The 23,506-nt window shown below is 39.0% G+C and carries 22 protein-coding genes; 14 read left to right on the top strand and 8 right to left on the bottom strand.

Annotated features, from left to right (window positions below):
• Positions 1-3: 3 nt before the first annotated feature.
• Genes asnB through ABJG98_RS15060 form a run of 3 tightly spaced genes read left to right on the top strand, consistent with a single transcriptional unit; the run spans position 4 to position 3,944 of the window.
• Positions 4-1,854 carry an asparagine synthase (glutamine-hydrolyzing) gene (gene asnB / locus ABJG98_RS15070; RefSeq protein WP_348280368.1) on the top strand — a complete coding sequence of 617 codons (1,851 nt, stop codon included), beginning with the start codon at positions 4-6 and terminating at the stop codon, positions 1,852-1,854.
• A gap of 27 nt (positions 1,855-1,881) precedes the next feature.
• On the top strand, positions 1,882-2,877 hold the full coding sequence (locus tag ABJG98_RS15065) for an NAD-dependent epimerase/dehydratase family protein (RefSeq protein ID WP_348280367.1): 996 nt from the start codon (positions 1,882-1,884) through the stop codon (positions 2,875-2,877).
• On the top strand, positions 2,877-3,944 hold the full coding sequence (locus ABJG98_RS15060) for a glycosyltransferase family 4 protein (protein WP_348280366.1): 1,068 nt from the start codon (positions 2,877-2,879) through the stop codon (positions 3,942-3,944). Before ABJG98_RS15065 ends, ABJG98_RS15060 begins: the two co-directional genes overlap by 1 nt.
• On the opposite strand, the gene ABJG98_RS15055 is transcribed toward ABJG98_RS15060, so the two are convergent.
• A complete protein-coding gene (locus ABJG98_RS15055; protein WP_348280365.1) occupies positions 3,941-5,101 on the bottom strand; it encodes a tetratricopeptide repeat protein in 1,161 nt (386 codons plus the stop codon). The two genes, ABJG98_RS15060 and ABJG98_RS15055, sit on opposite strands and share 4 nt — an antisense overlap.
• 42 nt (positions 5,102-5,143) lie before the next feature.
• Between ABJG98_RS15055 and ABJG98_RS15050 the strand changes: the two genes are divergently transcribed.
• Both ABJG98_RS15050 and ABJG98_RS15045 read left to right on the top strand, forming a co-directional pair.
• On the top strand, positions 5,144-5,791 hold the full coding sequence (locus ABJG98_RS15050) for a hypothetical protein (protein ID WP_348280364.1): 648 nt from the start codon (positions 5,144-5,146) through the stop codon (positions 5,789-5,791).
• Between the two features lie 169 nt (positions 5,792-5,960).
• The gene (locus tag ABJG98_RS15045; RefSeq protein WP_348280363.1) at positions 5,961-8,930 is read left to right on the top strand and encodes a DUF2723 domain-containing protein; all 2,970 of its coding nucleotides are present in this window, start codon (positions 5,961-5,963) and stop codon (positions 8,928-8,930) included.
• A gap of 76 nt (positions 8,931-9,006) precedes the next feature.
• Here ABJG98_RS15045 and ABJG98_RS15040 read toward each other — a convergent pair whose 3' ends face one another.
• Positions 9,007-9,339, bottom strand: coding sequence for a T9SS type A sorting domain-containing protein (locus tag ABJG98_RS15040; protein ID WP_348280362.1), 333 nt, complete (start codon positions 9,337-9,339; stop codon positions 9,007-9,009).
• Between the two features lie 259 nt (positions 9,340-9,598).
• Between ABJG98_RS15040 and ABJG98_RS15035 the strand changes: the two genes are divergently transcribed.
• Complete coding sequence (locus ABJG98_RS15035; RefSeq protein ID WP_348280361.1) at positions 9,599-11,515, top strand: DUF3857 domain-containing protein; 1,917 nt, start codon at positions 9,599-9,601, stop codon at positions 11,513-11,515.
• Complete coding sequence (locus ABJG98_RS15030; RefSeq protein ID WP_348280360.1) at positions 11,512-13,410, top strand: DUF3857 domain-containing protein; 1,899 nt, start codon at positions 11,512-11,514, stop codon at positions 13,408-13,410. Before ABJG98_RS15035 ends, ABJG98_RS15030 begins: the two co-directional genes overlap by 4 nt.
• Here ABJG98_RS15030 and ABJG98_RS15025 read toward each other — a convergent pair.
• From ABJG98_RS15025 to ABJG98_RS15000, 6 genes are read right to left on the bottom strand one after another with little or no spacing between them, the layout of a single operon-like run.
• Positions 13,407-14,897 (bottom strand): NAD(P)H-hydrate dehydratase, encoded by a 1,491-nt coding sequence (locus ABJG98_RS15025; RefSeq protein WP_348280359.1) that lies wholly within the window; start codon positions 14,895-14,897, stop codon positions 13,407-13,409. The genes ABJG98_RS15030 and ABJG98_RS15025 overlap by 4 nt on opposite strands.
• A 5-nt stretch (positions 14,898-14,902) precedes the next feature.
• The gene (locus tag ABJG98_RS15020) at positions 14,903-16,114 is read right to left on the bottom strand and encodes an NADH-quinone oxidoreductase subunit D (protein ID WP_348280358.1); all 1,212 of its coding nucleotides are present in this window, start codon (positions 16,112-16,114) and stop codon (positions 14,903-14,905) included.
• A gap of 6 nt (positions 16,115-16,120) precedes the next feature.
• A complete protein-coding gene (locus tag ABJG98_RS15015; protein WP_348280357.1) occupies positions 16,121-16,618 on the bottom strand; it encodes an NADH-quinone oxidoreductase subunit C in 498 nt (165 codons plus the stop codon).
• Positions 16,608-17,144: an NADH-quinone oxidoreductase subunit B family protein gene (locus ABJG98_RS15010; protein WP_348280356.1), complete on the bottom strand. Its 537-nt coding sequence runs from the start codon at positions 17,142-17,144 to the stop codon at positions 16,608-16,610. The genes ABJG98_RS15015 and ABJG98_RS15010 overlap by 11 nt, the downstream gene beginning before the upstream one ends.
• Positions 17,141-17,599 carry an NADH-quinone oxidoreductase subunit A gene (locus ABJG98_RS15005; RefSeq protein ID WP_348280355.1) on the bottom strand — a complete coding sequence of 153 codons (459 nt, stop codon included), beginning with the start codon at positions 17,597-17,599 and terminating at the stop codon, positions 17,141-17,143. Before ABJG98_RS15005 ends, ABJG98_RS15010 begins: the two co-directional genes overlap by 4 nt.
• 57 nt (positions 17,600-17,656) lie before the next feature.
• The gene (locus ABJG98_RS15000) at positions 17,657-18,286 is read right to left on the bottom strand and encodes an LON peptidase substrate-binding domain-containing protein (protein WP_348280354.1); all 630 of its coding nucleotides are present in this window, start codon (positions 18,284-18,286) and stop codon (positions 17,657-17,659) included.
• A gap of 51 nt (positions 18,287-18,337) precedes the next feature.
• Here ABJG98_RS15000 and ABJG98_RS14995 point away from each other — a divergent pair, with 51 nt between their 5' ends.
• The 7 genes from ABJG98_RS14995 to paaD all read left to right on the top strand — a co-directional run bounded on the left by ABJG98_RS14995 (position 18,338) and on the right by paaD (position 23,454).
• On the top strand, positions 18,338-18,808 hold the full coding sequence (locus ABJG98_RS14995; protein WP_348280353.1) for a hypothetical protein: 471 nt from the start codon (positions 18,338-18,340) through the stop codon (positions 18,806-18,808).
• A 50-nt stretch (positions 18,809-18,858) separates the two neighbouring features.
• Positions 18,859-19,923, top strand: a complete 1,065-nt coding sequence (gene paaE, locus ABJG98_RS14990) for a 1,2-phenylacetyl-CoA epoxidase subunit PaaE (protein WP_348280352.1) — start codon at positions 18,859-18,861, stop codon at positions 19,921-19,923.
• Positions 19,924-19,981: 58 nt separating this feature from the next.
• A complete protein-coding gene (gene paaA / locus ABJG98_RS14985) occupies positions 19,982-20,923 on the top strand; it encodes a 1,2-phenylacetyl-CoA epoxidase subunit PaaA (protein WP_348280351.1) in 942 nt (313 codons plus the stop codon).
• A gap of 91 nt (positions 20,924-21,014) precedes the next feature.
• On the top strand, positions 21,015-21,296 hold the full coding sequence (gene paaB / locus ABJG98_RS14980) for a 1,2-phenylacetyl-CoA epoxidase subunit PaaB (RefSeq protein WP_348280350.1): 282 nt from the start codon (positions 21,015-21,017) through the stop codon (positions 21,294-21,296).
• 89 nt (positions 21,297-21,385) lie between these two features.
• Positions 21,386-22,141 (top strand): 1,2-phenylacetyl-CoA epoxidase subunit PaaC, encoded by a 756-nt coding sequence (paaC, locus tag ABJG98_RS14975; RefSeq protein ID WP_348280349.1) that lies wholly within the window; start codon positions 21,386-21,388, stop codon positions 22,139-22,141.
• An 87-nt stretch (positions 22,142-22,228) separates the two neighbouring features.
• A complete protein-coding gene (locus tag ABJG98_RS14970; RefSeq protein ID WP_348280348.1) occupies positions 22,229-22,993 on the top strand; it encodes a GNAT family N-acetyltransferase in 765 nt (254 codons plus the stop codon).
• On the top strand, positions 22,993-23,454 hold the full coding sequence (gene paaD / locus ABJG98_RS14965) for a 1,2-phenylacetyl-CoA epoxidase subunit PaaD (RefSeq protein ID WP_348280347.1): 462 nt from the start codon (positions 22,993-22,995) through the stop codon (positions 23,452-23,454). The genes ABJG98_RS14970 and paaD overlap by 1 nt, the downstream gene beginning before the upstream one ends.
• The last annotated feature ends 52 nt before the right edge of the window (positions 23,455-23,506 follow it).

Genomic DNA, 23,506 nt, shown 5'->3' with positions numbered 1-23,506 from the left:
ATAATGTGTGGCATAACAGGTTTCAAACTATTCTCAAATCGTCGTGATTTAACCGAATCTCTTGCAAGAGCTACAGATTCACTTAGTTTACGAGGACCAGATCATCAAGCCACATTTACCGATAAATCTGTTGGCTTGGGTCACACACGATTGTCAATTATAGATACAAGTAGCAAGGCGAATCAACCTATGACAGATCAATCTGGTAGGTACACTTTGGCATTTAATGGAGAAATTTATAACTATGGAGATTTGGCAAAAAATCTGTCAGTAAACTTTAAATCAAGTTCAGATACAGAAGTCTTGCTTTATCTTCTCATCAAGGAGCGTGAACATTGTTTAGAGAAACTTAATGGTTTTTTTGCTTTCGCTTTTTACGATTCTATTGATGAAACTCTACTTTTAGCTCGAGATCGAATGGGGATAAAGCCTCTTCATTATTATCAGAATGAAGATCTTTTTGTTTTTGGTTCTGAAATGAAAGCCATACTTAATTTTCCTGTTCCACGCACGATCAATAAACATAGTATTCACTCTTACTTGCAATTCACTTACTTACCACATGAGATGAGTATGATTGATGGAGTGAAGAAACTGCTTCCTGGACATTTCATCAAAATTAGAGGAAAGGATGTGTTGAATGGCTCGTATTGGAAGTTAGATGATTGTGCAGAGTTTAACAATACATATGATAATGCCAAATCACAGCTTGTCGACATCATGGAACAATCTGTTCAAAAAAGAATGGTAGCCGATGTACCACTGGGAGCTTTTCTTAGTGGGGGTACAGATTCATCAGCTGTAGTTTCGATGGCATCCAAGTTTAATTCTAATCTTAATACTTTTTCAATTGGATATGCTGACCATCCTTTCTTCGATGAAACAGGTTTTGCAGAACTAGTCGCAAATAAATTTAAGACTAATCACACCACTTTTTCTCTTTCTAACAATGACCTACTTGAAAGTCTGACTGAAATTATAGACTACATTGACGAACCATTTGCTGATTCATCGGCCATTCCAACTTATCTATTGGCGCAACTTGTAAGTAAAAAAATGAAAGTAGCACTCTCAGGTGATGGAGCGGATGAACTTTTTGGCGGCTATTACAAACATTTGGCCTTTCATAAATCACGAAAGAAATCTATATCAAATTCGTTGATCAAATCTTTTGCGCCACTTTTGTCCTTCCTTCCTAAATCCAGATCTTCCAAAATTGGCAATAATGCAAGACGCATATCAAAATATGCCGAACTTCTAAGACTTAGCCCTACTGAAAGATACTGGCACCTCGCTTCATTTAACCACAACGTCAACGAATTGCTTCTTGACGATGGGGCATTTCAAAGCATAATTCATCCATTTCATCTAAAAGAACCATTTGACTTAAGCAAATTTCTTGATATTGATTTGCAGATGGTTTTGCCCGGTGATATGCTGACAAAGGTGGACTTAATGTCAATGGCAAATAGCCTTGAAGTTCGTGTTCCATTTCTTGATAAGGATATGATTGCATTTGCCCGATCATTGCCTACAAATTTTAAAGTAAAAGGAAATCAAAGAAAAAGAGTGCTACAGGATGCTTTTGAACATATACTGCCAAAAGAGCTTCATCATCGTTCCAAAAAAGGGTTCGAAGTTCCTTTACTTCATTGGCTTAGAAATGAGCTGTTGGATGATCTTGATAAATGTGTTTTTGATGAAGAATTTCTTGAAAGCCAAAAGTTATTCAATGTAGCAAACATCATAAAACTTAAAAGACAGTTATTATCAAATAATCCAGAAGATGTGCATGCAACTGTTTGGTCACTATATATTTTTCAAAAATGGTACGCTCGTCACATCAACCAATAACATTCTAACTTTGAAAAAAACAACTCAATGTCATACTCATTAGTAACAGGTGGTGCCGGATTCATAGGTGCACATGTTTCCAGAAGTTTAATTGAAAGTGGAAAAAATGTAATCATCCTTGACGACCTAAGCGGCGGATTTGAAGAAAACCTTCCCATGGAAGCTATTTTCATAAAAGGATCAATTACAGACCATGCATTATTAGAAAACCTATTCAATGACTATGAAATTGAATATGTCTATCACCTCGCAGCATACGCCGCTGAAGGTTTAAGTCATTTTATCAAAAGATTCAATTACACCAATAATCTTACGGGAAGTGTTAATCTGATTAATGAGGCAGTAAAACACAAAGTCAAATGTTTCGTTTTCACTTCCTCCATTGCTACCTATGGCGCCTTACCTCCTCCTATGAAGGAAGATATGATACCACAACCAGAAGATCCTTATGGTATTGCCAAATTGGCTGTAGAAATGGATCTTAAGGTAACTCATGAAATGTTTGGTTTAGACTATGTCATTTTCCGCCCGCACAATGTGTATGGAGAATATCAAAACCTTGGGGATAGATATAGAAATGTAGTTGGCATCTTCATGAATCAGCTCATGCAAGGTAATCCTCTAACAATCTTCGGAGATGGAAGTCAGACCAGAGCATTTACGTATGTTGGAGACATTGCCCCAATAATAGCCAATTGCGTAGATCATAAAGAGTGCTATGGTGAGGTATTCAATATTGGTGCGGATAAAGAATACACTGTCAAGGATCTTGCAAGTGCCGTCATTGATGCCATGGATTTGAAAAGTGAGCTCCGATTTTTAGATGCTAGAAATGAAGTGGTGCATGCACATTCCGATCATTCCAAAATAAAAAAAGTATTTGGGGAGTACAGCAAAACATCCCTGAAAGATGGACTGAAAGGCATGGTAGGATGGGCCAAGGCCACGGGAGCCAAGAAAAGCTCTAAATTTAAAAATATTGAAATCACTGAAAAGTTGCCGCCAGTTTGGCTGGAAGACTAATGCCTAAAATTCTATTTCTCACACTTCATAGAAAAGAACGCTCTCCTGGTCAACGGTTCAGGCATGAGCAATACCTTGATTTTTTAGAAAAAAATGGATTTGACATTACCTATTCCAATATGCTCACCGCTAAGCAGGACAAGGTTTTCTATGGATCTGGAAATACATTGGGTAAGATTAGTGTTGGCCTGTCTGCAATGCTGAAGCGATTCAGAGATGTAGTCAGAGCTAATCGATTTGATTACATATTCATTTACAGAGATGCCTTTTTTTTCGGGGTCCTCTTTGAGTGGTTATTTATGCGATCGAAAGCTAAGCTCATTTTCGATTTTGATGATTCCATCTGGCTGCAAGATGAAAACCCAAATCAATCATTATTCCAAAAGTTGAAAAATCCGGCTAAAACCGGTAAGATCATTTCTTATTGTGATCTAACAATTGCAGGAAACGAATACTTGGCCAAGTATGCTAGTATTCACACAAAGAATATTACTATTATTCCCACGACTATAGATCTCAAAGAGTATACAAAAACTGAGGTAGTAAAGGATAGCAGAGTGTGCATTGGATGGAGTGGAAGTTTTTCTACAATCAAACATTTCGAAGGCTCGACAGAAGCACTTAAACTGATCAAAGAGAAATATCAAGACAAAGTTTATTTTAAAGTAATTGGTGATGGAGATTATATCAATCAAAAACTAGGAGTTAAAGGCCTTCCGTGGAACGCCAAAACTGAAGTTTCTGACCTTTGCGAAATAGACATTGGAATAATGCCACTCCCTGAAGATAATTGGAGCAAAGGCAAATGTGGATTAAAAGGTCTGCAATATATGGCGCTAGAGATACCAACAATTATGTCCCCGGTAGGTGTGAACTCTGACATTATTCAAAATGGGAAAAATGGATTTCTAGCCGCTACTACTAAAGAATGGGTAGATACACTTTCTATTCTTATTGAGGATGCCTCCCTCAGAGATAAAGTAGGTAAAGCTGGTAGGATCACTGTTGAGAACGGATACAGCGTAGAAGCTAATAAGGGTAAGTGGTTAGCGGCTTTCTCATTTTAAAGTTTCTTTAGGCGTTCTCTCGCACCTTTATGTGCCGAATGTTTTCGCTTTGCTGATTTTTTCACTCTTGTATAGTATTCCTTAGCTAATTCAATATCTTCCTCCGCTTCAGCTATCTGTCCCAGATGTAACAGCGAGTAAAAGTAATAACCCATGGTTGTAGCTTGGGCCTGTTCTGCATATGATAACCCTTGCAAGTAATAAGCCTTGGCTTTACTATAATTTCTTCGAATCTCATTTACATGCCCTAGAAAAAAACAGGCGTACCTCCCACTGTTTTCTTCATAACCTACTTGCGCGCTATCTATCCTTTCCAAAATCTCAAGTGAAACTTTTTCAGCTTTAGAATATCTACCAGTTTGATATAACAAACGTGCATAATATCTATGGAAATAGGCATTGCCTGGAAATTGCTCATTCAAATATTCTGCCACCTGCAGTGCTCCCGCAATGTCATTCTCTTCGGTAGCTAGAATCCTCATCAGATAATATTGTGCTTCGGTTCTGGAGTAAAATGCATTTCTGGCTACTTCCTTTAGCTGTCCAATTCCTTTATCCTTATCCCCCTTTGGGAAAAAGACCATAATCGGGCGCAGCAATGGATATTCTTCCCTAATCCATTCAGCATAGTAATTAAAGAGTGCGTCACCAAATAACAGTTCGGGACTGTATTCTTCATAGCCTTGGCATTCCCCCAAATATTTCAAAGATCTGCCGCCAGCAAATGCCGCCTTCCTATATTCTCGGCGCTCTGAATACAGCCGTCCTTCAAATGCATAAGCCGCGGCAAGAAAGAATGCACCTTCAATTTCATTGTAATTTTCTTTCACGTTTTCAGCCAGATATTTGGTTGTGTCCATATAGGCCAGAAATTGTTCATCCCATTCTTGATTGTTATAGTTTGGAACAATTCTCCACCAATAATTCAGACCTTTGAGTAGATACGGAAGTGGATGCCAAGGATACTTTTTTTGCAGATAGTTAAAATGATTATGGGCCTTGGTAAACTCAAAATTGTACATTGAATTTATTGCTTCTGTTGACTCAATCTGAATAAAGGGATTCACTAGCAAACTATACCGCGCACTATCGCCATCCGCCAGTTCAACCTGCCGCTGAGCATACACTCTGATGGAGAGTAGGATAAGGGCGCACATGATAATATTTTTGACGTGTAATTGCATCAATCGCAAATCTAAATGACGAATCGTTTAAGTAAGTACAGAAAACAATTTCTAGAAGACTGGTTTGAGTTTAGCGGAGTTGGTATGTTCGTAACTATTTGCCTGACATACATTGCTTTGCTTTTTGTTAAACGAATCTTCATCATTGACTCCATTGCTGCATTTGAAGTACTGAACGAACGTGGAGACATTTGGGTATTTGACATTTTGTATGGAGTCCAATACTTAAGTGTTCCAATTTTTCTTACTTGGAAATGGACCTGGACAACACTCACCTTGTGGATTGGATGTTTCATGTTTGGTTATCGTCTACATTATAATCAACTCTGGAAGATGATAATGCTTTCAGAAATCTTTTTCTTTTTTCCAGAGGTTGTGAAAATACTTTGGTTTACCATCTATCATACTGACCCTAACTACAACGATTACATGGCCTTCTATCCATTTTCATTGATCAACCTAGTCGATTACACACAAATCGCTCCAAAATGGCACTACCCGCTCAAGTCTATAAATCTATTTGAAATACTCTACTGGCCTATACTCATGGCAGGTATTTACTTCCTCAGCGGCAAGAAATTTAAGATCTCAGCATCAATAGTAGCAAGCACATACATACTCTTCTTTATTATATGGCTCTTCTTCTATGTTGCTGTTTATTGATAAAAGATGTTAAAAAGAGTCATCTGAAATGGAGAAGCCTCGTATAACTCCAGCATTCAGCATTATTATTCAATATCTTGCAAACCAATTAGTATATCTAAATCTGGAGATAGTATGAGCAGAATTCTACTGGTTAATTGCTATTTTCGCCCCTCACATTATTTCAACTATGGGATACCAAAAAATCAACGTAATCACTGGATGGGTCGCTTTCTTGATCGCTCTTGTGACTTATTGCCTTACAGTAGAGCCTACAGCTAGTTTCTGGGATGCAGGAGAATTTATCGCTTGCTCATATAAACTAGAAGTACCTCACCCACCCGGCGCACCTTTCTTTTTACTAACAGGAAGAATGTTCTCGCTCTTGGCAGGGGGGGATGTAACTCAAGTAGCTTATTGGGTAAACATGCTCAGTGTGATGAGTAGTGCCTTTTTCGTTTTGTTCATTTTTTGGTCAATTACCCACTTAGCAAAGCGTGTATTGAAGGTAAAAACTGGTGAAGAAACAACAGCCGATACCATCGTAATCATGGGAACGGGACTTGTCGGTGCGCTAGCGTGTACGTTCTCTGATTCTTTCTGGTTCTCTGCAGTCGAAGCAGAAGTTTATGGCATGTCGGCATTCTTTACCTCATTCGTTTTCTGGGCTATTCTGAAATGGGAAAATATGACTGCCGAACAAGATCGTGCTCGCTGGTTAATTCTCATCGCATACATGATGGGATTATCCATTGGTGTTCACTTGTTGAATTTAGTGGCCATTCCGGTTTTAGGTCTTATTGTCTATTTCAAGTATTACGAAAAAGTAACTCGGAAAGGCATCATATATACCATGTTAATATCAGCAGCAATAGTTCTGATCGTTCTTGAAGGTGTCATTCCTGGTCTTCCTTCCATGGCGGGCAAAATAGAAATTTTCTTTGTGAATGGTCTTGGTCTACCGTTTGGATCTGGAGTAATCTTCTTCGGCTTATTAGTTATTGGAGGACTGACTTATGGAATTCACTATTCTATTAAGCATAATAAGTACGTTCTCAATACTTCGCTTTTGGCATTGGCATTTATTCTAATCGGTTATTCTTCTTACGCAATTGCTGTTATCAGAAGTAATTATAACCCGCCTATTGACGAGAACAATCCGGAAGAAATCATTTCTTTCGTTTCTTATTTGAAACGGGAGCAATATGGCAGTCGTCCATTATTTAAAGGCCCATATTATACGGCTGACCTTAAAGAAAACAAACAAGGTGCTCCTGTATATATGCGTGGAGATGATAAATATGTAATTAAAGATTATAAGGTTACGCAGGTATTTGACCCTAAGCATACCACTATTCTTCCACGGATGTACAGCTCATCTCCAAATCACATTCGGAAATACAGGGAGGTTACTGGCTTGAAAGAAGGAGAAAAGCCAAGTTGGGGAGATAACTTTTACTACCTCATTGTACATCAGCTTGGTCATCAGTACTTCAGATATTTTATGTGGAACTTCTCTGGACGAGAACATGATATTCAAGGCGCTGGTTGGGTTGGGCTGAGAGACGCATTTTCTGATATCCCAGATATTCTGGAAAGCAACAAAGGAAGAAATGTGTATTACGGATTACCTCTGCTTCTCGGCTTATTTGGCATGTTCATTCAGTACAAAAAGGATGTCAAATTATTTTCGGCAACAGCTCTGCTTTTTTTCATGACAGGTATAGCCATTGTCCTTTACCTTAATACACCACCTATAGAACCAAGAGAGCGTGATTATATCTATGCCGGTTCCTTCTACATATTTACCATTTGGATAGGTTTTGGCGTGCTCTTCCTCTATGACTTACTTAAAAATATTTCGAAAGAGAAGAAAATAGCGGCGGTATTGGCATCAGTCATTGGTCTTACTATACCTGCTTTGATGGCTAGTGAAAACTGGGATGATCACGACCGCTCTGATAGATACTTCTCTGTGGATGCAGCGAAAAACTATCTTTCTACTGTGGCACCTAATGGGGTAATATTCACTGGTGGTGATAACGACACATTCCCACTTTGGTATGCCCAAGAAGTCGAAGGCTTCCGAACGGATGTACGTGTTCTTGTACTGAGTTACTACAATACTGATTGGTACATTCAACAGTCAGCAAGGCAAGCATACGAGTCTGATCCAATTCCTTACGGCCTGGATGTTAAACTGTATCAACAGGGAGGAATGAATGACTATCTACCTGTTTTTGAAAGAGAAGAACTGAAAGGAAATGCCATCAATGCCAAAATTCTTTTGAATTTCATTTCCAATGAAAACCCTGGACTTCAGATACAAGCAAATAGTTATACAGTTTATAACTCCATTCCTGCACGCACACTTTTTCTAGATATCAATAAAGAGAAGGTTAAAAAGATTGTGCCTGAAGATATGCATGACGATATCGTAGACCGAATGGTACTCCGAATAAAGGGAAGAGGATTAGAAAAGAAAGACCTGGCATTCCTTGATTTTTTAGTTAATGCTGATTGGGAACGTCCTATCTATCTAAATAACACTTCCATTTCTCAATTAAACCTTGACCTTCGAAATTATGTGGTCCAGGAAGGAATGGCATATCGAGTGGTTCCTGTGCTTAATGAAAATGCGAGATCAGGGTCTTACCCGGTGAATACTGAAGCCATGTATGACAATGTGATGAATAAATTCACTTGGACCAATCTTGATGACCCAAGTATCTACTATACCCAAGACTACTTGGGCTTTGTTCTTAACTCTCGATCTACATTCAACACTTTGGCCGAAAACTTAATAGCTGAGGGTGATTTTGAAAGGGCGGCAGAAGTGCTTAAAAGATGTCTGGAGGTAATGCCAAATGAATCTGTACCCTATGATATTTTCAGCATGCAGCAAGTTGATCTATTATTACAGGCAGGAGAGCCAGAGTTAGCTGAGCACATTGCAGAAGTCACTTCAACATATGCTTCTCAATGGCTGGATTATTATTTCGAAACTGACGGCACTACTGATCCTAATGAACTGCAAAGACAACTGCTCTCGCTTAATGAAGTGGCTCGTGCATATCGGGCAAATGGAGATCGAGAGAAAGCGGCGTATTACGAGGAATTATTCAACAAGTACTATGCCCAGCTTCAGGATAGGCAATAAGCATAAGGCAAAAAAAAGGAGATCATAAAAAAACCTTCAACATGATGTTGAAGGTTTTTTTTATAGATTTTTTTAATTACCGCTTTAAGAATTTATAAGCTTTCTTAAATCGCTTTGCTTCATCCTTTACGATAAGGAAGTAATATCCAGTAGCTAAATCCTTCACCTGGATTTTGTACTTTCCTATACCCACTTCTTCGGGTTTTATTTGAAGCTTGTTTCCAATCATTGAATTAAGTTCAAACTCTGCGTTATCAAAATCACCATCGACTTGGACTACTATGAATTCAACTGCCGGATTAGGGTAGATACTGATTTTAGCATCTTGCAGCTCCTCTGATCCTCCCTGAGCCAGGGCTACTCCGCTTAAAGCCAGAGCGAACGTTAGTATGATCAGTTTATTGCGCATTGTTAGTATACAAATTACGCATTTTTTTTCATATTGTTCCTAATGACTTTGAAATAATAACCGTTAATTAACGTTAACCAGGCTATTTTCCATAGGATTTTTCACAGAAATAATTGATTAATACCAATTAGAGTAGGTTTTCTACTTCCGTCGAATAAAATCACAATTTTATCTAAATTCAGAATTAGCCTTAACGCGATCATAAAATCAACCAAAATGATTTATATAATTGTGCATCCAAAAGTAACCTTACCGATTTATGAGAAATTTAATTTTACTAGCTGCCATTCTTGTCATTCCCCTTTGCGTTAAGTCCCAAAAGAAGATCAAGTTCAATAATTTTGATCAGAAGTATTTGACCATGACCCATTGTCCTTTTGATTCATCAGCTGGAGCATTTTACATCAGTGAATATGGTAAATCAAGACTAGATCATAATTATGAAATAGAATTTACACACCATGTGATTTTAAAAGTATTAACACCTGAAGAATATGATCGAGGTGATATAAAAATACGATTTTCCAGAAATGACAGAGTCACCGGTTTCGAAGCTGTTGCATACAATATGGTTGATGGAGAAGTGGTAGAAAGTAAATTAAAGAGAAAAGATGCCATCATTGAAAAAGTAAATGACAACCTAAACAGCTTCAACTTCACATTTCCCAATGTGAAGGAAGGAACCATCATTGAATACACATATAAAGTGAACTATGGATCAGTAGTTAGATTAAATACCTGGTATTTTCAGCGATCCATACCCGTAGCAAAAAGTCAGTATGAGGTGATTATCCCCACGTATTTCAATTATGAAAGAATGTATCAAGGATATTTCCCACTTAAAACTGCAGATGTCAAGTTTGATATTTTGCCAGTTGGCTCAGGTGTGACTACAAATCATCAAATTCATAATTATATAGGTCAAAATATTCCAGCATTTAAAAATGAACCATATATAACCACAAGAGAAGATTATATCAGCAAAATTGATTTTGAACTCAAGCGTTATGACCTGCCTGGTCAACCAGCTAAGGTCTTTATACCTGAAAGCTTTTTGGCAATTGGCAGACAATACTATGAGAGTGATTATTGGCATGGGAGTGTCACGGACTCAAAATTCGCTCGTGACGTAGTAGAAGTGCTCAAGAATTCCAATAGTGACCAAACCCAGTTAGCTGAAAGCATCTACTATTACGTGAGAGACAATTTTGAAGAAGATTATGATATTGATCTGAATTCGCAAAAAAAGGTCTTTCAAGAAAAGAAGGGTACAGCCAATCAAATCAATAAGGTACTTGCGGCAATGATGAATGAAGCTGGTATTGAAGCGAATCTAGTCCGTCTAAGTACTCGCAAAAACGGAAGAATTTGGAAACACATTGCCATAGATCGCCAATTCAATCACACGATAGTACATATAAATATTGATGGTGAGCGAATCCTGATGGATGCAACAGAGGAAAATATTCCGTTCAAAGTACTACCAGATTATTGCTTGAACGGAGAGGGTCTTCTGATAAGTAACAATCCAGAGTGGGTTCCGCTTGAGGCGAATTTAAATAACTCCATTACTTACGGTGGAGAATTTGAACTGAGCGATGGATTACTCATCGGTGATTTTACCAGAAAGCGTTCGGGATATTATGCGTGGAATTTTCTAGACAATACAGATGATGTAGACGAATACAAAAAAGAGTTTAACGAAAACATGGAGACATGGATTATTGACAGCCATGAGGTTAGTGATCTAATCGATAAACTAACAGTAGAAGAGACACTTCAGATCGAGGTTGAAGGGAAATTAGATGACTTAGGAGATTTAATTTACCTAAATCCAATTATCTATAATCAACTAGAAGGAAACCCGTTCAAATCACCGACAAGAAGTTTTCCGATTAATTATGGTTACCCAATTAGCGAAACACATTATTATCAAATAAAGCTAGGAGAAGCATATGAAGTAGAAGAACTGCCTAAGCCATTGAGTATCGGACTGCCTAATAATGGAGGTAAGCTTATATTCAATGTCTCCCAAAATGGGGATATGATTACTATCATGTGTAGAACTCAAATAAAAGAAGTTGAGTTTCCAGCTGAACAATATGCGTACTTACGTGAGTTTTATGCACAAAAGATCGAAAAACAAGGGGAACAAATTGTACTTAGAAGAAAATGAAAAGTTTTATCCTTTCCAACGTACTCATTGCGTGTGTATTAGTTCCTGCATTTTCACAAGACTATTCCGTTGATAAAATTTCAGCTGAACTTAAAGACGGAGTTGATGCTGTGACTAGACATCATTCGGGAGAATTTGAAATCCTATCCATTAATAAGGCAAAATTTAAGATGAGGCGTGTGATTACCATCTTCAATAAAGATGGTAATCACAATGCTTTATTAAGTGTGTTTTATGATGACTTGAGAAATGTTAATGACTTACAAGCATTTAAATATGATTCGAATGGTGATAGGATTGAAAAGGTTAAAAAAGCAGATTTCATTGATGAAAGTGCTGTCTCAGGAAGTACCTTTTTTGACGATAGTAGGGTTCTTTGGTATGATTTAAGACAAGATCAATATCCATACACTGTTGAATATGAGTATGAAGTCACGTACAAATTTCTATACAGCATACCCGATTGGCATTTTATTGACGCTTATGATGAAAGTGTTGAATATTCCACTTACAGCGTAAAAAGTCCGGAGTCTTTAACACCGCGATACAAAACTTTGAATGCCAAGAATCCAGAAATTACCTTGGAGAATGGATCATCTACCGCAACATGGACAGAAAAGAATGTAGTTGCCATTCCCTTCGAACCTTACAGTTCACCATTAAGCGATGTAGCTCCAAAAGTTATTCTTTCGCCTGCAGTTTTTGAATTTGAAGGTTATCAAGGTGACATGTCTACCTGGGACGGAATTGCTAAATGGCAAAACACCCTGAATGAAGGTCGAGAAGAACTTTCAGCAGAAACGGTAAATAAAATTAAAGAGCTGACTTCAGGAATGTCTGATTCCGAGAAAATCAAAACCATATATGAATACGTACAAGAGAATACAAGGTATGTCAGTCTTCAATTGGGCATTGGTGGATTCCAACCATTCCCAGCAAAGTTTGTAGACGAAGAAGGGTATGGAGATTGTAAAGCTTTAAGTTTTTACACTCAATCATTACTCAGGTCTGTGGGGGTCACATCTCACTATACTTGGGTTTCAGCAGGAAATAATCCACCAAGTGTTGACCCGGATTTTCCCAACGACACATTTAACCATATTATCCTTTGTGTTCCGAATAAGGGCGACACTATCTGGTTGGAATGTACGAGTCAAATCATGCCATTCGGGTTTCTTGGAGACTTTACGAGTGATCGAGATGTTTTTGTTGTCACAGAAAATGGTGGCCAAATAGTGAGAACACCTTCCTATGACCTAAATGATAATTTTCAGCAAATCAATTCAGAAGTAGAGTTATTCGAGGACGGAAATGCCAAAATTAAGAGTAATGTCACCTACTCCGGACTCAGGTATGACGCCTTGCTTGGTGTGCTTAATTCGGGTAAAGAAAATCAGGAAAAGTGGCTTGAAAGAAACATTAAAATTTCTTCCTTCATTTTGGAAGAATTCTCATTTCAAAATAATAAGAATAAAATGCCCCAGGCAAACCTTGAAACTTATATGGTAGCAAGAAATTTAACAAGCAAGTCAGGAACTCGATTTTTTCTGCAGCCCAATCTTATGAACAAAAACACTTTCATTCCAAACAAGGATAGTGATAGGAGGAGAAATATCAATATTAATTATGAGGTCTCAGAAACAGATTCAATTTTCTATACTCTTCCAGAAAACCATGCAGTAGAAGCTTTTTTTGAACCTGTTGAAATAAGAAGTCAATTTGGAACTTATAAAGCAGAATTATCTCAGCTAGAAGATGGTCGTATACTTTATTATAGATCATTTACTCAAAACAAAGGTCAGTATGAACCGAGTAATTATCAGGAATTTACTGATTTTCATAAACGAATAGTTCGCGCCGACAAGAAGCGAATCTCATTTAAGAAGAAGACTTAATTATTGAGTAGGGAACCTATCGCCTGAGGTATAAAGTCAATAATGTCTGATGCTTGAATCCAAGGTGTTTGTAACTCACGAGTAGCTTCATCTCCCGCCGAACCATGGAGGTAAACAGCCAGTTGAAGTGCGTCAAATGGCGACAATCCTTGAGCTAAGAGAGCACCTATCATTCCAGTGAGTGCATCTCCACTACCTGCAGTGGCTAGTCCGGGGTTTCCCGTAGGGTTAAAATAGATCACGCCGTGACTATTGCATGTCGCTGAAAATGCACCCTTTAACACAACGTTGAATTCATTTTTAATGCAGAAAGCTCGAAGCTTGTCGAGCTTATCAAAGTCATTTTCCCATTCACCTATAAGCCTTTTTAATTCTCCAGGGTGTGGTGTAAGAATTGACTCTTTTGGAAGCATATTGATTAACTCCAAGTTATTAGCTAGAATATTGATTCCGTCAGCATCGATAACCAGCGGTTTGTTCTGACTTTTCAAAAACACACGCAATGCTTCTACTGTCTCCTTTGAGATACCAAGTCCTGGTCCAATAGCAATTGTATCCGTGGTTTTAGGAATTGATTCAATGTAAGCTTCCCCTTCATCGTAAGAAACCATTGCTTCTGGAATACTGATTTGTAGGATGTCAACGCCACAACAAGGTACGTGGACATTGACTAGGCCTGCACCAGATCGAAAGGCTGCCCGAGTGCATAGAACCGCTGCTCCCATTTTTCCTTTGCTACCAGCAACAATCATCAATCTGCCTACTTGATTTTTATGAGCAAATGTTGATCTGACTGGAATCAGTTTCTTTATTTCTTTTGCTTGAGATAAGTAAAAATTGGTTTTCTGATTTTGGATGAAATTCTTCATCAATCCAATATCAACTACTCTCCATTGCCCAACATACTTTTCGTAATCAGGCAGAAAGAAAATTAGTTTGGGCAACTGAAATGAAATACTGTAGTCTGCTTCAAATACTGCACCATTATCAGACAAAGGGGAATCTGCAAAAAGCCCTGACGAAATATCAACAGCAATTCGTTGAGCATTTTGTTCATTGAGGAATTTTATCAAGGCGCCAAAAAGACCTTCAATAGGTCGTGAAAGACCAGAACCAAAAAGTGCATCGATGACAATGGAATTAGAAGGAATGTTAGGAAAGTCATCAATCCTGCCGATCGATTCAAAAGACTTAAGCCTTTCAAGATTGATCTTAAAATCATCAGTCCCCTTTTCAGGATCACCTACTATGTAAACATGTACTTTCCAACCTCTTCCGGTTAGGAGTCTACCAATCGACAATCCATCACCACCATTATTTCCTGTTCCACAAAAAATATAAACCAATTTCTTTTCCGGATGAAGCCCCAGGAACTTATTGACAAAAGCATTGCTGGCACGCTCCATTAAATCGATAGAGGAAATTGGTTCGTGCTTTATAGTATATTGATCTGCTTCTCTTATCTGTTGCGAGCTAAGTATTTTCATATCGACTAGCGATCTACTTCTCCCATATTTAAATCCATTGAACCTAAGATAGCAAACAAATCTGCTAGCATGCATCCTTTGCTTATCTCAGCGATTACAGAAAGATTGCTCAGACTTGGAGATTTGGCTTTGCACCTTAACGGCTGGTCAGCTCTTCCATCAGTTCTAAAAAAGAAGCCCAACTCACCTTTTGGGTTTTCAGCTCTTACATAATAATCCTGAGCTTTCGGTCTGATTTTTTTAGGAACCATCGCTCTCGGATCAAAATCCTTGGTCCGCTTATGCTCACCTAGCAACTGCTCAACACACTGCTCAATGATTCTAATTGACTCCCAGCACTCTTGATATCTGACCCAATTGCGATCCCAACAGTCCCCAACCGTTCCCATCTTTCCTGTTCCTACAGGGACGTCAAAATCAATTTCAGGATACACGCTATAACCGTCTACTTTTCTAAGGTCATACTTCAAACCAGAACCTCTGAGCATTGGACCATTGATGCCATAATTGATTGCCAGGTCAGCGGGGAGTACACCAATGTTGGCTGTTCGTTCAATGAATATTTTATTGTTGATAAGAAGTGTTTCGGAATCTTTCAGCTTTGGTTTCAGGTAATTCACAAATTCTTTAGCCCTTTCTTCAAAACCTATGGGCAGGTCATAAAACAAGCCTCCAACCCAAATGTAATTGTAAAGCATACGTGCTCCACTTGCCCATTCAAGCATTCTTAAGATATGCTCCCTGTCTCGCATCATCCATAAAAAAGGAGTGAATGCACCAATATCCATTCCATACGTGCCTATTGCAATAAAGTGTGATGCAATTCTATTCAGTTCAGCGACAAGGACTCTAATGTATTCTATCCTCTTAGGAATCGCTTCATCAATTCCCAGCATTCGCTCCACTCCCATTACAAAAGCCCACTCGTTGTTCATGGCAGCAACGTAATCCATTCGATCGGTGTATGGAATTGTCTGATTGAAGCTTAAAGACTCGGCATGCTTCTCAAAGCAACGATGTAGATAGCCCATGTGCGGAACTACATCTACTACTATCTCACCATTAGTAACTACTTCAAGGCGCAATACGCCATGGGTTGAAGGATGCTGAGGCCCGAGATTAATGATCATCTCCTCAGTCTTGAGGTCGGACTCTTTGTATTTCAAAGGTTCTGACTTATGTAATGGAGAATTGCTATTGGACAATTGAGAACTCATTCTGCATTATTCATTTTCACTTTTCCATTTAACAATAACATCATGATACTTCTCTTGCTCCACATAGTCTTTTCTTAGTGGATGACCCTCCCAATCGTTCGGGAGTAGAATTCTTCTTAAGTCAGGATGATTTTTGAAATGAATACCTACCAAATCATAAGCTTCACGTTCATGCCAGTCGGCTGCTTTCCAAATATCTGAGACAGAATCTACCTCAGGGTTCTGCCTGGATAATTCCACTTTTAGCATTAAATGATAGTCATATGGAATACTGTAAAGGTTATAAACTACCTCGATGGAATTCTTTTCTTCTCCATTGTCTAGTCCGGTCAGGCATGACAAAGAATCAAAATAAGTTTTTTCATTGGCATGGAGAAAATCACAAACCCTATGTATAAACTGATTTGAAATGATTAATGCTTTTGGAGTTGCATCCTGATCTTCGTCAATGATTGCTCCAGCTAGTTCATTTTGGACCAAAGACTTAATTTCTTCAAACAGCATCTTTTTTCATTATTTTTTCCAATGCCTTTGGCTGCAGCACAGATTCTGTTCTGATTTTCTCCTGAAGCTTCAAAAATCCACCAATAAGTGCTTCTGGTCTCGGAGGACATCCAGGTACATATACATCAACAGGTATCACTCGGTCCACTCCTTTAACCACATGATATCCGTGCTCCCAATAGGGACCTCCACAATTGGCACAGGATCCCATAGATATTACATATCGAGGTTCAGCCATTTGTTCATAAAGTCTTTTTACACGATCCGCCATTTTAAAAGTCACTGTTCCGGAAACAATCATTACGTCTGCTTGTCGGGGAGAATTTCGTGGGATAACTCCGAAACGATCTAAATCATAAGCGGAAGATGCAGTAGACATAAATTCTATGGCGCAACAAGCAAGGCCAAAACCTACTGGCCATAGACTGCTTAAGCGCGCCCAGTTTAGGAGGTCGTCTAGCTTAGAAATGATGATTCCTCCTTCACCTGTTTTAAGTCCACCAATGGTTTGTTCTTCTGCACTCATTTGTATCTATTGTAAGCATTGGACGGGATACGTGACTGATAATCTGAAGCCTTTGGCTTAGGTCGAACCCACTCCAACATACCTTTTACCCATACATATGCAAGTCCTGCCAGCAGGATTCCAACAAAAATAAATGTCTCAATCATCGAAAATTTAGCCCACAACCCATCTGTTTGAGCCACCAGATTTTCATCACCAAAAACACTAGCCCATGGGAACAGGAAAACAAGTTCGGCTTCAAATAATAAGAAAATCAATGCCACTATATAAAATCGAACATTAAACTGTCCCCACGCTGAGCCAGCAGGTTCTTCTCCAGATTCGTAAGTTGTCTGCTTCTCAGGAGTTGGTCTGTTTGGACGTAGAATTTTGCCCAGCAGTAGTGTCACCAATAGAAAGGCGATTCCTCCAACAAAGAATAGTAGAACTGTTCCAAATCCACTGATTTCGATCATGATGGGAAATTACACGGAATCTATGAGATATCTAAAGCTACAGACTTAAATCAATCGCTAAAACTTCAATGGATCCAGATGTTTGAAATGTCCATTTTGCTTTATTCGTTCCTGCGCATTTTGGGCTCGTTCTAAAGCAGGAAGGAGATTTTCTAAATGTTTCAAGGCGTATCTCAGCCTGTCATTCTCAGTTAGCATTTCCAATAGGGAATATTCCTCCTCAGGTTTCAGACCAATCTTATGTCCAATATCATAGACGGAGGTGATGGTTGAAATGTCTGGCGCATCCAATTCTCCAAGCCAAACAAATAGCTTAGCTACCATTTCTTTGAATTGATAAAGCAAACTCAAATCGGTAGCTTCATCACTTGTAGGTATGTATTCAATTTTCCCTCCGGCGTATTCATTAATACCCCACGGATTCCAAAACTCATCCACTTTGAACACACTTAAAGCTTTTGTCTTGATGTCCATGCGACCATCATCATATTTTTTTGTCACTTCAACGATTTCCAGCTCTGTACCCAGATCGATTTTGTTTAATACAAAGGAAGGAATTCCAAATGTCAATTCTTTAGACAAACAATCATTAATCAATGCCTTATATCGAGGTTCGAAAATGTGCAAGTTGACCGCTTCATTTGGGAAGGCCACAATATTTAATGGAAAAAGAGCTAACTCCCTCATAGTTGAAAAAAACTGCCAACTACGAAAATAGTTTGGTACTTTCGATCATCAGTGAAAATTATTCGAATAAATAAAGGAAAAGCAGTAAGTCTGCCTATTCGGTTTGTAGCAGTGGTGGCTACAGTGGTCCTAACTATCAAGCTGATGGATTGGTTGCCAGAGCCATGGTCAATACTTGTGGCAATGGCTATTTCGACCATTCTCCCAGCCATATGGTTTGCCACTAATGTCATTATCATCAATGAGGATAATAAAACCATTTTTGATGGTGTTTGGACCATGGGACGTAAACTAGGTAAGCCATCCAAGTATGATAGTATTGAAAAGATTTTTATCAATAAAGTAAAGACCAAGCAGACCATGTATTCGCTTTCCAACAAGCAAAACATAATCGCAAATCATGAGTACAGAGCATATTTGAAGACAGGTGAGGGAGATAAGTATTATTTATTTAGCCATCCACTAGAAGAGCGTGTGGTGGAGAAGGTGACAAAAATCAAGCATAAGCTTGAGATAAATTGACCATAAAAATTACTTTCGATGGTTAGCTTTGCTCGATTCAAAAATTCAATATGGCAAAATTTCATACACTTAAGGTAAAAGAACTAACAAGGCCCACGGAAGAATCCGTTGCTGTGACATTCGAAATCCCGGACGAACTGCAGAATGATTTTTCTTTCACTCAGGGACAACACCTTACCCTAAAGAAAGACCTCAATGGAGAAGATACCCGAAGATCCTATTCCATATGCTCATGTCCGATAGATGAAATTTTGACTGTTGCAATCAAAAAACTGGAGGGTGGTGCTTTTTCTACTTTTGCAAACGATGAACTAAAAGTGGGTGATGAAATTGAGGTAATGCCACCTCATGGTCATTTTTATGTGCCTTTAGATCCTTCAAACGCCAACTCTTACGTTGCTTTTACGAGTGGGAGTGGGATCACTCCGATTATATCAATCATTGAAACAACTTTGCGAACAGAGCCTGAAAGTGAATTCACCCTATTTTATGGAAACAGAAGAACCAGCACTATCATTTTTCAGGAAGAACTTGAAGCCTTGAAAAATCGATACATGGGTCGATTCAGCTTATATCATATTCTCAGCAAAGAACGGCAAGAATCAGATCTATTTAATGGGAGGATTGATTCAGAGAAAATACAGGCATATTCTCGTTTGTTTTTCAGCACCGAAGCAGTAGATCACTATTTCACTTGTGGTCCTGAAGAAATGATGCTTGCGGTGCAAAGTGAGCTTAAAAAATTAGGTGTCCCGGACGATCGAATTCACCTCGAACTTTTCACTTCTCCTGTTGGTAAACTGGGTGCTAAAGAAAAGGAAATAACACATGAAAAAGCACGCGCGGAAATTACGGTTGTTTTAGACGGGAATAGCATGACCTTTCCATATGATTCAGACAAGTCTATACTGGATGTTGCATTTGACAATGGAGCTGATTTACCATACGCTTGCAAGGGTGGTGTATGTAGCACATGTGTGTGTAAAATTGAAGAAGGAGAAGTAGAAATGGATGTGAATTACGCATTGGAACCCGACGAACTGGAAAGGGGTTTAGTCCTCAGCTGCCAGTCTTACCCAAAAACAAACAAAGTAAAGCTGAATTTTGATGTTTGACAGTCTAACAAAGGGTAATTCAAACGTGTTAAGTAACTTTGAAACAAAGGATTAGAAGATGGATATTAAGAGTTTAGAAGATCGATTTAATGAGAAGATAGATCAGGACGTTCGAATAGAACCAAAAGATTGGATGCCGGAGAATTATCGCAAGACATTAATTCGTCAGATTTCACAGCATGCACACTCAGAAATTGTAGGCATGCTGCCTGAAGCCAACTGGATATCACGAGCGCCTACTTTGCGAAGGAAAGCAGCGGCATTAGCTAAAGTACAGGATGAAGCTGGACATGGCCTATACTTATATAGTGCGTGCGAGACACTAGGAGTAGAAAGAGATCAGCTCCTTCAAGACTTACATTCAGGTAAAGCCAAATATTCTTCCATTTTCAATTATCCAACCTTAACCTGGGCTGACATGGGTGCCATTGGTTGGTTGGTAGATGGTGCAGCTATCATGAACCAGGTGCCGCTATGTAGAGCTTCCTATGGACCATATGCAAGAGCTATGGTGCGTGTTTGTAAGGAAGAATCTTTCCACCAAAGACAAGGCTTTGAAATAATGCTCACGTTGTGCCGAGGCTCTGAAGAGCAAAAGAAAATGGCGCAAGATGCGCTGAACAGATGGTGGTGGCCGTCATTAATGATGTTTGGACCAACCGACGAAGCATCAACGCATACAGAGCAATCTATGCGCTGGGGAATCAAGCGATTTACAAATGACGAACTACGCCAAAAGTTTGTAGATGCTACAAAGCCGCAAGCTGATCTTTTGGGAATAACCATTCCGGACGAAGATTTGAAGTGGAATGAAGAAAGAGGTCATCACGATTTTGGAAAGATCAACTGGGAGGAGTTTTTCAATGTGATTAAAGGAAATGGACCATGCAATAAGCAGCGTGTTGACGCGAGAAGAGATGCCTACGACAAAGGTGTTTGGGTAAGGGAAGCTGCTGCTGCACACGCTGAGAAAAAAGCAAAACGACAAGCCGCCGCTTAATCGCTTGTTTGATATGCTGACTCAGTTTCTATCTTAAAGAATTTTTAAAACAGACCCTGAAACAAGTTTGGGGTGATCAAATATCAAGAAAATGAAAAATTGGCCACTTTGGGAAATATTCATACGTAGCAAAGCAGGACTCAACCACAAGCATGTAGGTAGCCTCCACGCCACTGACGAAGAAATGGCAATTCAAAACGCTAGAGATGTATATACTCGGAGAAATGAGGGAGTGAGTATATGGGTTGTAAAGTCTGAATACATCACGGCTTCAGATCCAGACGATTCAGATCCATTGTACGAACCAGCAAAAGACAAGGTGTATCGTCACCCCACATTTTATGATTTGCCAGACGAAGTGAAACACATGTAAAAAAAAGTAATAAGTTGATTAGTCAGTAGTACTCAGTGTGATTGCGACAGCTAATAACTTTTATGATAGGACTAGTTACTAATTAACTAATGACTGATTTAACTAAATATAACTACGTACTGCAACACGCAGACAATTGCCTTATCCTTGGTCAGCGACTCGGTGAATGGTGTGGTCACGGACCTATCCTTGAGCAGGACATTGCAATGACAAATATCAGTTTGGATCTGATTGGGCAGGCGCGCATGCTCTATCAATATGCAGCTGAGATTCAAGGTGACGGAAAGTCTGAAGACGATATCGCATACATGAGAGATGCCTGGGGATACCGGAATGTTTTACTTGTTGAACAACCAAACGGAGATTTCGCACAGACCATATTTCGACAGTTTCTATACGATACTTATAGCTGTTTTTTTCTAGAAGCACTTATGAGCAGCTCAGATGAGAGACTTTCAGCAATTGCAGCCAAATCGCACAAAGAGGCGCTTTACCACATTAAGTGGAGTAGCGACTGGGTAATCAGATTGGGAGATGGTACCGAAGAAAGTCACAATCGTATGAAAGCGGCGGTAGAAGAACTCTGGTCGTATGCAGGAGAGCTCATCAAACCCAATGAAACAGAAATTAAAGCACTTGAAGCTGGATATGGTGTGGACCTGACTGCCTTAAAGGAAAAGAGAGAAGCTAAAATCAAAGATGTACTTACAGAAGCTACTCTTGAGGTGCCTGAAAGCACGTATGCACATGAAGGTGGTAAAGACGGGCGACATAGTGAACATTTAGGCTATATCCTTGCAGATCTTCAGTTCCTACAGAGAGCATACCCAGGATTGGAATGGTGATATTTAGTTGATTAGTAATAAGTTGTATTTGTGAAGTAGACAACAGTACAATTCAACTATTAATGCTTTAACTAATTTCTGAAGAAGGTGAAATTCGAAATTTCAAATAATTTCCACGAACACGTCTCAAGAATTCCGGATCTGGCAGAAGGGATGAAAGTCCATTGTCTACCTCATCTCACCTATATAGATAGCGGCCTATCCTGCGATACATTTAACATCATCTACATTCACCATTCCGAGCTTACTGCAAAAGAACTCAGTGAGGCCCTTATTTATTTTCAATCGAGAGAACTAGATTACTGCATCTGGGCAAATGAAGAAAGTTTAAGGCAAAACGTAAAAACTCTTTTAAGCAGCAATGCGATTACCGAGCAAGCAAGTGAAGTTGGTATGGCTTTGAAGTTTGAAAACTATCAATACGTAGAAAATGTAAATCATCTAAATATCAGACGTGTTGACGATGAAGAATCTCTGACTACCTATTCTCGCGTCATAGCGCAGAATTGGTCTCCACCAGATCAGAATGTAATTAACTACTACAGTCGAACAGCAACGCACTACCTTGACCCTAACAATAACATCAAACTGTACATATACTATCACGAAGACAAGCCAGTCTCAAGCGTAGAACTGTTTCCTTCAGATCATGAAACCGTAGGTTTTTATGGATTCGCAACGCTCGAAGCATATAGAGGGAAAGGGATTGGAACTACCCTACTGACATTTGCATTAAATATGGCAAAGGATTTAGGTTACCGAAATGCCATTCTTCAAGGAACGGAAGATGGCCATAACATTTACAAGAAGTTTGGCTTTAAGGATTATACCACCTATTATGAATTCGTTTAATGGTACTTGATAAAGATCATATTCTCGATTTACTCCAAAATGTCACCGACCCAGAAATTCCGGTCATTTCCATCATGGATTTAGGGATTGTCAGAGACGTGATTATTGAAGAAGACACACTTGAAGTTATCATCACACCAACATATTCCGGTTGCCCGGCAATGCTTGAGATTGAAAAGGAGATTAATAACGCCTTGAAAAAAGAAGGCATTAATCAGTTTAAAATTACCACTGTACTTTCTCCTGCATGGACCACTGAATGGATGACAGAAGATGGTAAACGTAAGCTCAAGGAATATGGAATAGCTCCACCAAACCCAACCAATCCAGAAGAGATTGAGTGTCCACAGTGTGGGTCACAAAACACTCAGCTACTTAGCCAATTTGGATCCACCGCCTGTAAATCACTGTTTAAGTGCAATGACTGCCTGGAGCCTTTCGATTACTTCAAGTGCCATTAGTAGTGGATTAGTTAATTAGTTTTAACCTACCACCAGCCATTTAAACACTAAA

Source organism: Ekhidna sp. (genome assembly GCF_039960695.1).
Taxonomy (GTDB): domain Bacteria; phylum Bacteroidota; class Bacteroidia; order Cytophagales; family Cyclobacteriaceae; genus Ekhidna.
The sequence above is the reverse complement of the archived record's forward strand: the minus strand, read 5'-3'. Positions and strand labels throughout refer to the sequence as shown.

What these genes read in the sequence shown, in the direction of transcription:
- ABJG98_RS15040 (WP_348280362.1), bottom strand. Translation starts at nt 9,339, where the DNA reads ATGCGCAATAAACTGATCATACTAACGTTCGCTCTGGCTTTAAGCGGA.
- asnB (WP_348280368.1), top strand. Translation starts at nt 4, where the DNA reads ATGTGTGGCATAACAGGTTTCAAACTATTCTCAAATCGTCGTGATTTA.
- ABJG98_RS15050 (WP_348280364.1), top strand. Translation starts at nt 5,144, where the DNA reads ATGACGAATCGTTTAAGTAAGTACAGAAAACAATTTCTAGAAGACTGG.
- ABJG98_RS15000 (WP_348280354.1), bottom strand. Translation starts at nt 18,286, where the DNA reads ATGAGGGAGTTAGCTCTTTTTCCATTAAATATTGTGGCCTTCCCAAAT.
- ABJG98_RS15065 (WP_348280367.1), top strand. Translation starts at nt 1,882, where the DNA reads ATGTCATACTCATTAGTAACAGGTGGTGCCGGATTCATAGGTGCACAT.
- paaA (WP_348280351.1), top strand. Translation starts at nt 19,982, where the DNA reads ATGGATATTAAGAGTTTAGAAGATCGATTTAATGAGAAGATAGATCAG.
- ABJG98_RS15055 (WP_348280365.1), bottom strand. Translation starts at nt 5,101, where the DNA reads ATGTGCGCCCTTATCCTACTCTCCATCAGAGTGTATGCTCAGCGGCAG.
- paaD (WP_348280347.1), top strand. Translation starts at nt 22,993, where the DNA reads ATGGTACTTGATAAAGATCATATTCTCGATTTACTCCAAAATGTCACC.
- ABJG98_RS15030 (WP_348280360.1), top strand. Translation starts at nt 11,512, where the DNA reads ATGAAAAGTTTTATCCTTTCCAACGTACTCATTGCGTGTGTATTAGTT.
- ABJG98_RS15005 (WP_348280355.1), bottom strand. Translation starts at nt 17,599, where the DNA reads ATGATCGAAATCAGTGGATTTGGAACAGTTCTACTATTCTTTGTTGGA.
- paaB (WP_348280350.1), top strand. Translation starts at nt 21,015, where the DNA reads ATGAAAAATTGGCCACTTTGGGAAATATTCATACGTAGCAAAGCAGGA.
- ABJG98_RS15045 (WP_348280363.1), top strand. Translation starts at nt 5,961, where the DNA reads ATGGGATACCAAAAAATCAACGTAATCACTGGATGGGTCGCTTTCTTG.
- ABJG98_RS15060 (WP_348280366.1), top strand. Translation starts at nt 2,877, where the DNA reads ATGCCTAAAATTCTATTTCTCACACTTCATAGAAAAGAACGCTCTCCT.
- ABJG98_RS15015 (WP_348280357.1), bottom strand. Translation starts at nt 16,618, where the DNA reads ATGCTGTTTGAAGAAATTAAGTCTTTGGTCCAAAATGAACTAGCTGGA.
- ABJG98_RS15025 (WP_348280359.1), bottom strand. Translation starts at nt 14,897, where the DNA reads ATGAAAATACTTAGCTCGCAACAGATAAGAGAAGCAGATCAATATACT.
- ABJG98_RS15020 (WP_348280358.1), bottom strand. Translation starts at nt 16,114, where the DNA reads ATGAGTTCTCAATTGTCCAATAGCAATTCTCCATTACATAAGTCAGAA.
- paaC (WP_348280349.1), top strand. Translation starts at nt 21,386, where the DNA reads ATGACTGATTTAACTAAATATAACTACGTACTGCAACACGCAGACAAT.
- paaE (WP_348280352.1), top strand. Translation starts at nt 18,859, where the DNA reads ATGGCAAAATTTCATACACTTAAGGTAAAAGAACTAACAAGGCCCACG.
- ABJG98_RS15010 (WP_348280356.1), bottom strand. Translation starts at nt 17,144, where the DNA reads ATGAGTGCAGAAGAACAAACCATTGGTGGACTTAAAACAGGTGAAGGA.
- ABJG98_RS15035 (WP_348280361.1), top strand. Translation starts at nt 9,599, where the DNA reads ATGAGAAATTTAATTTTACTAGCTGCCATTCTTGTCATTCCCCTTTGC.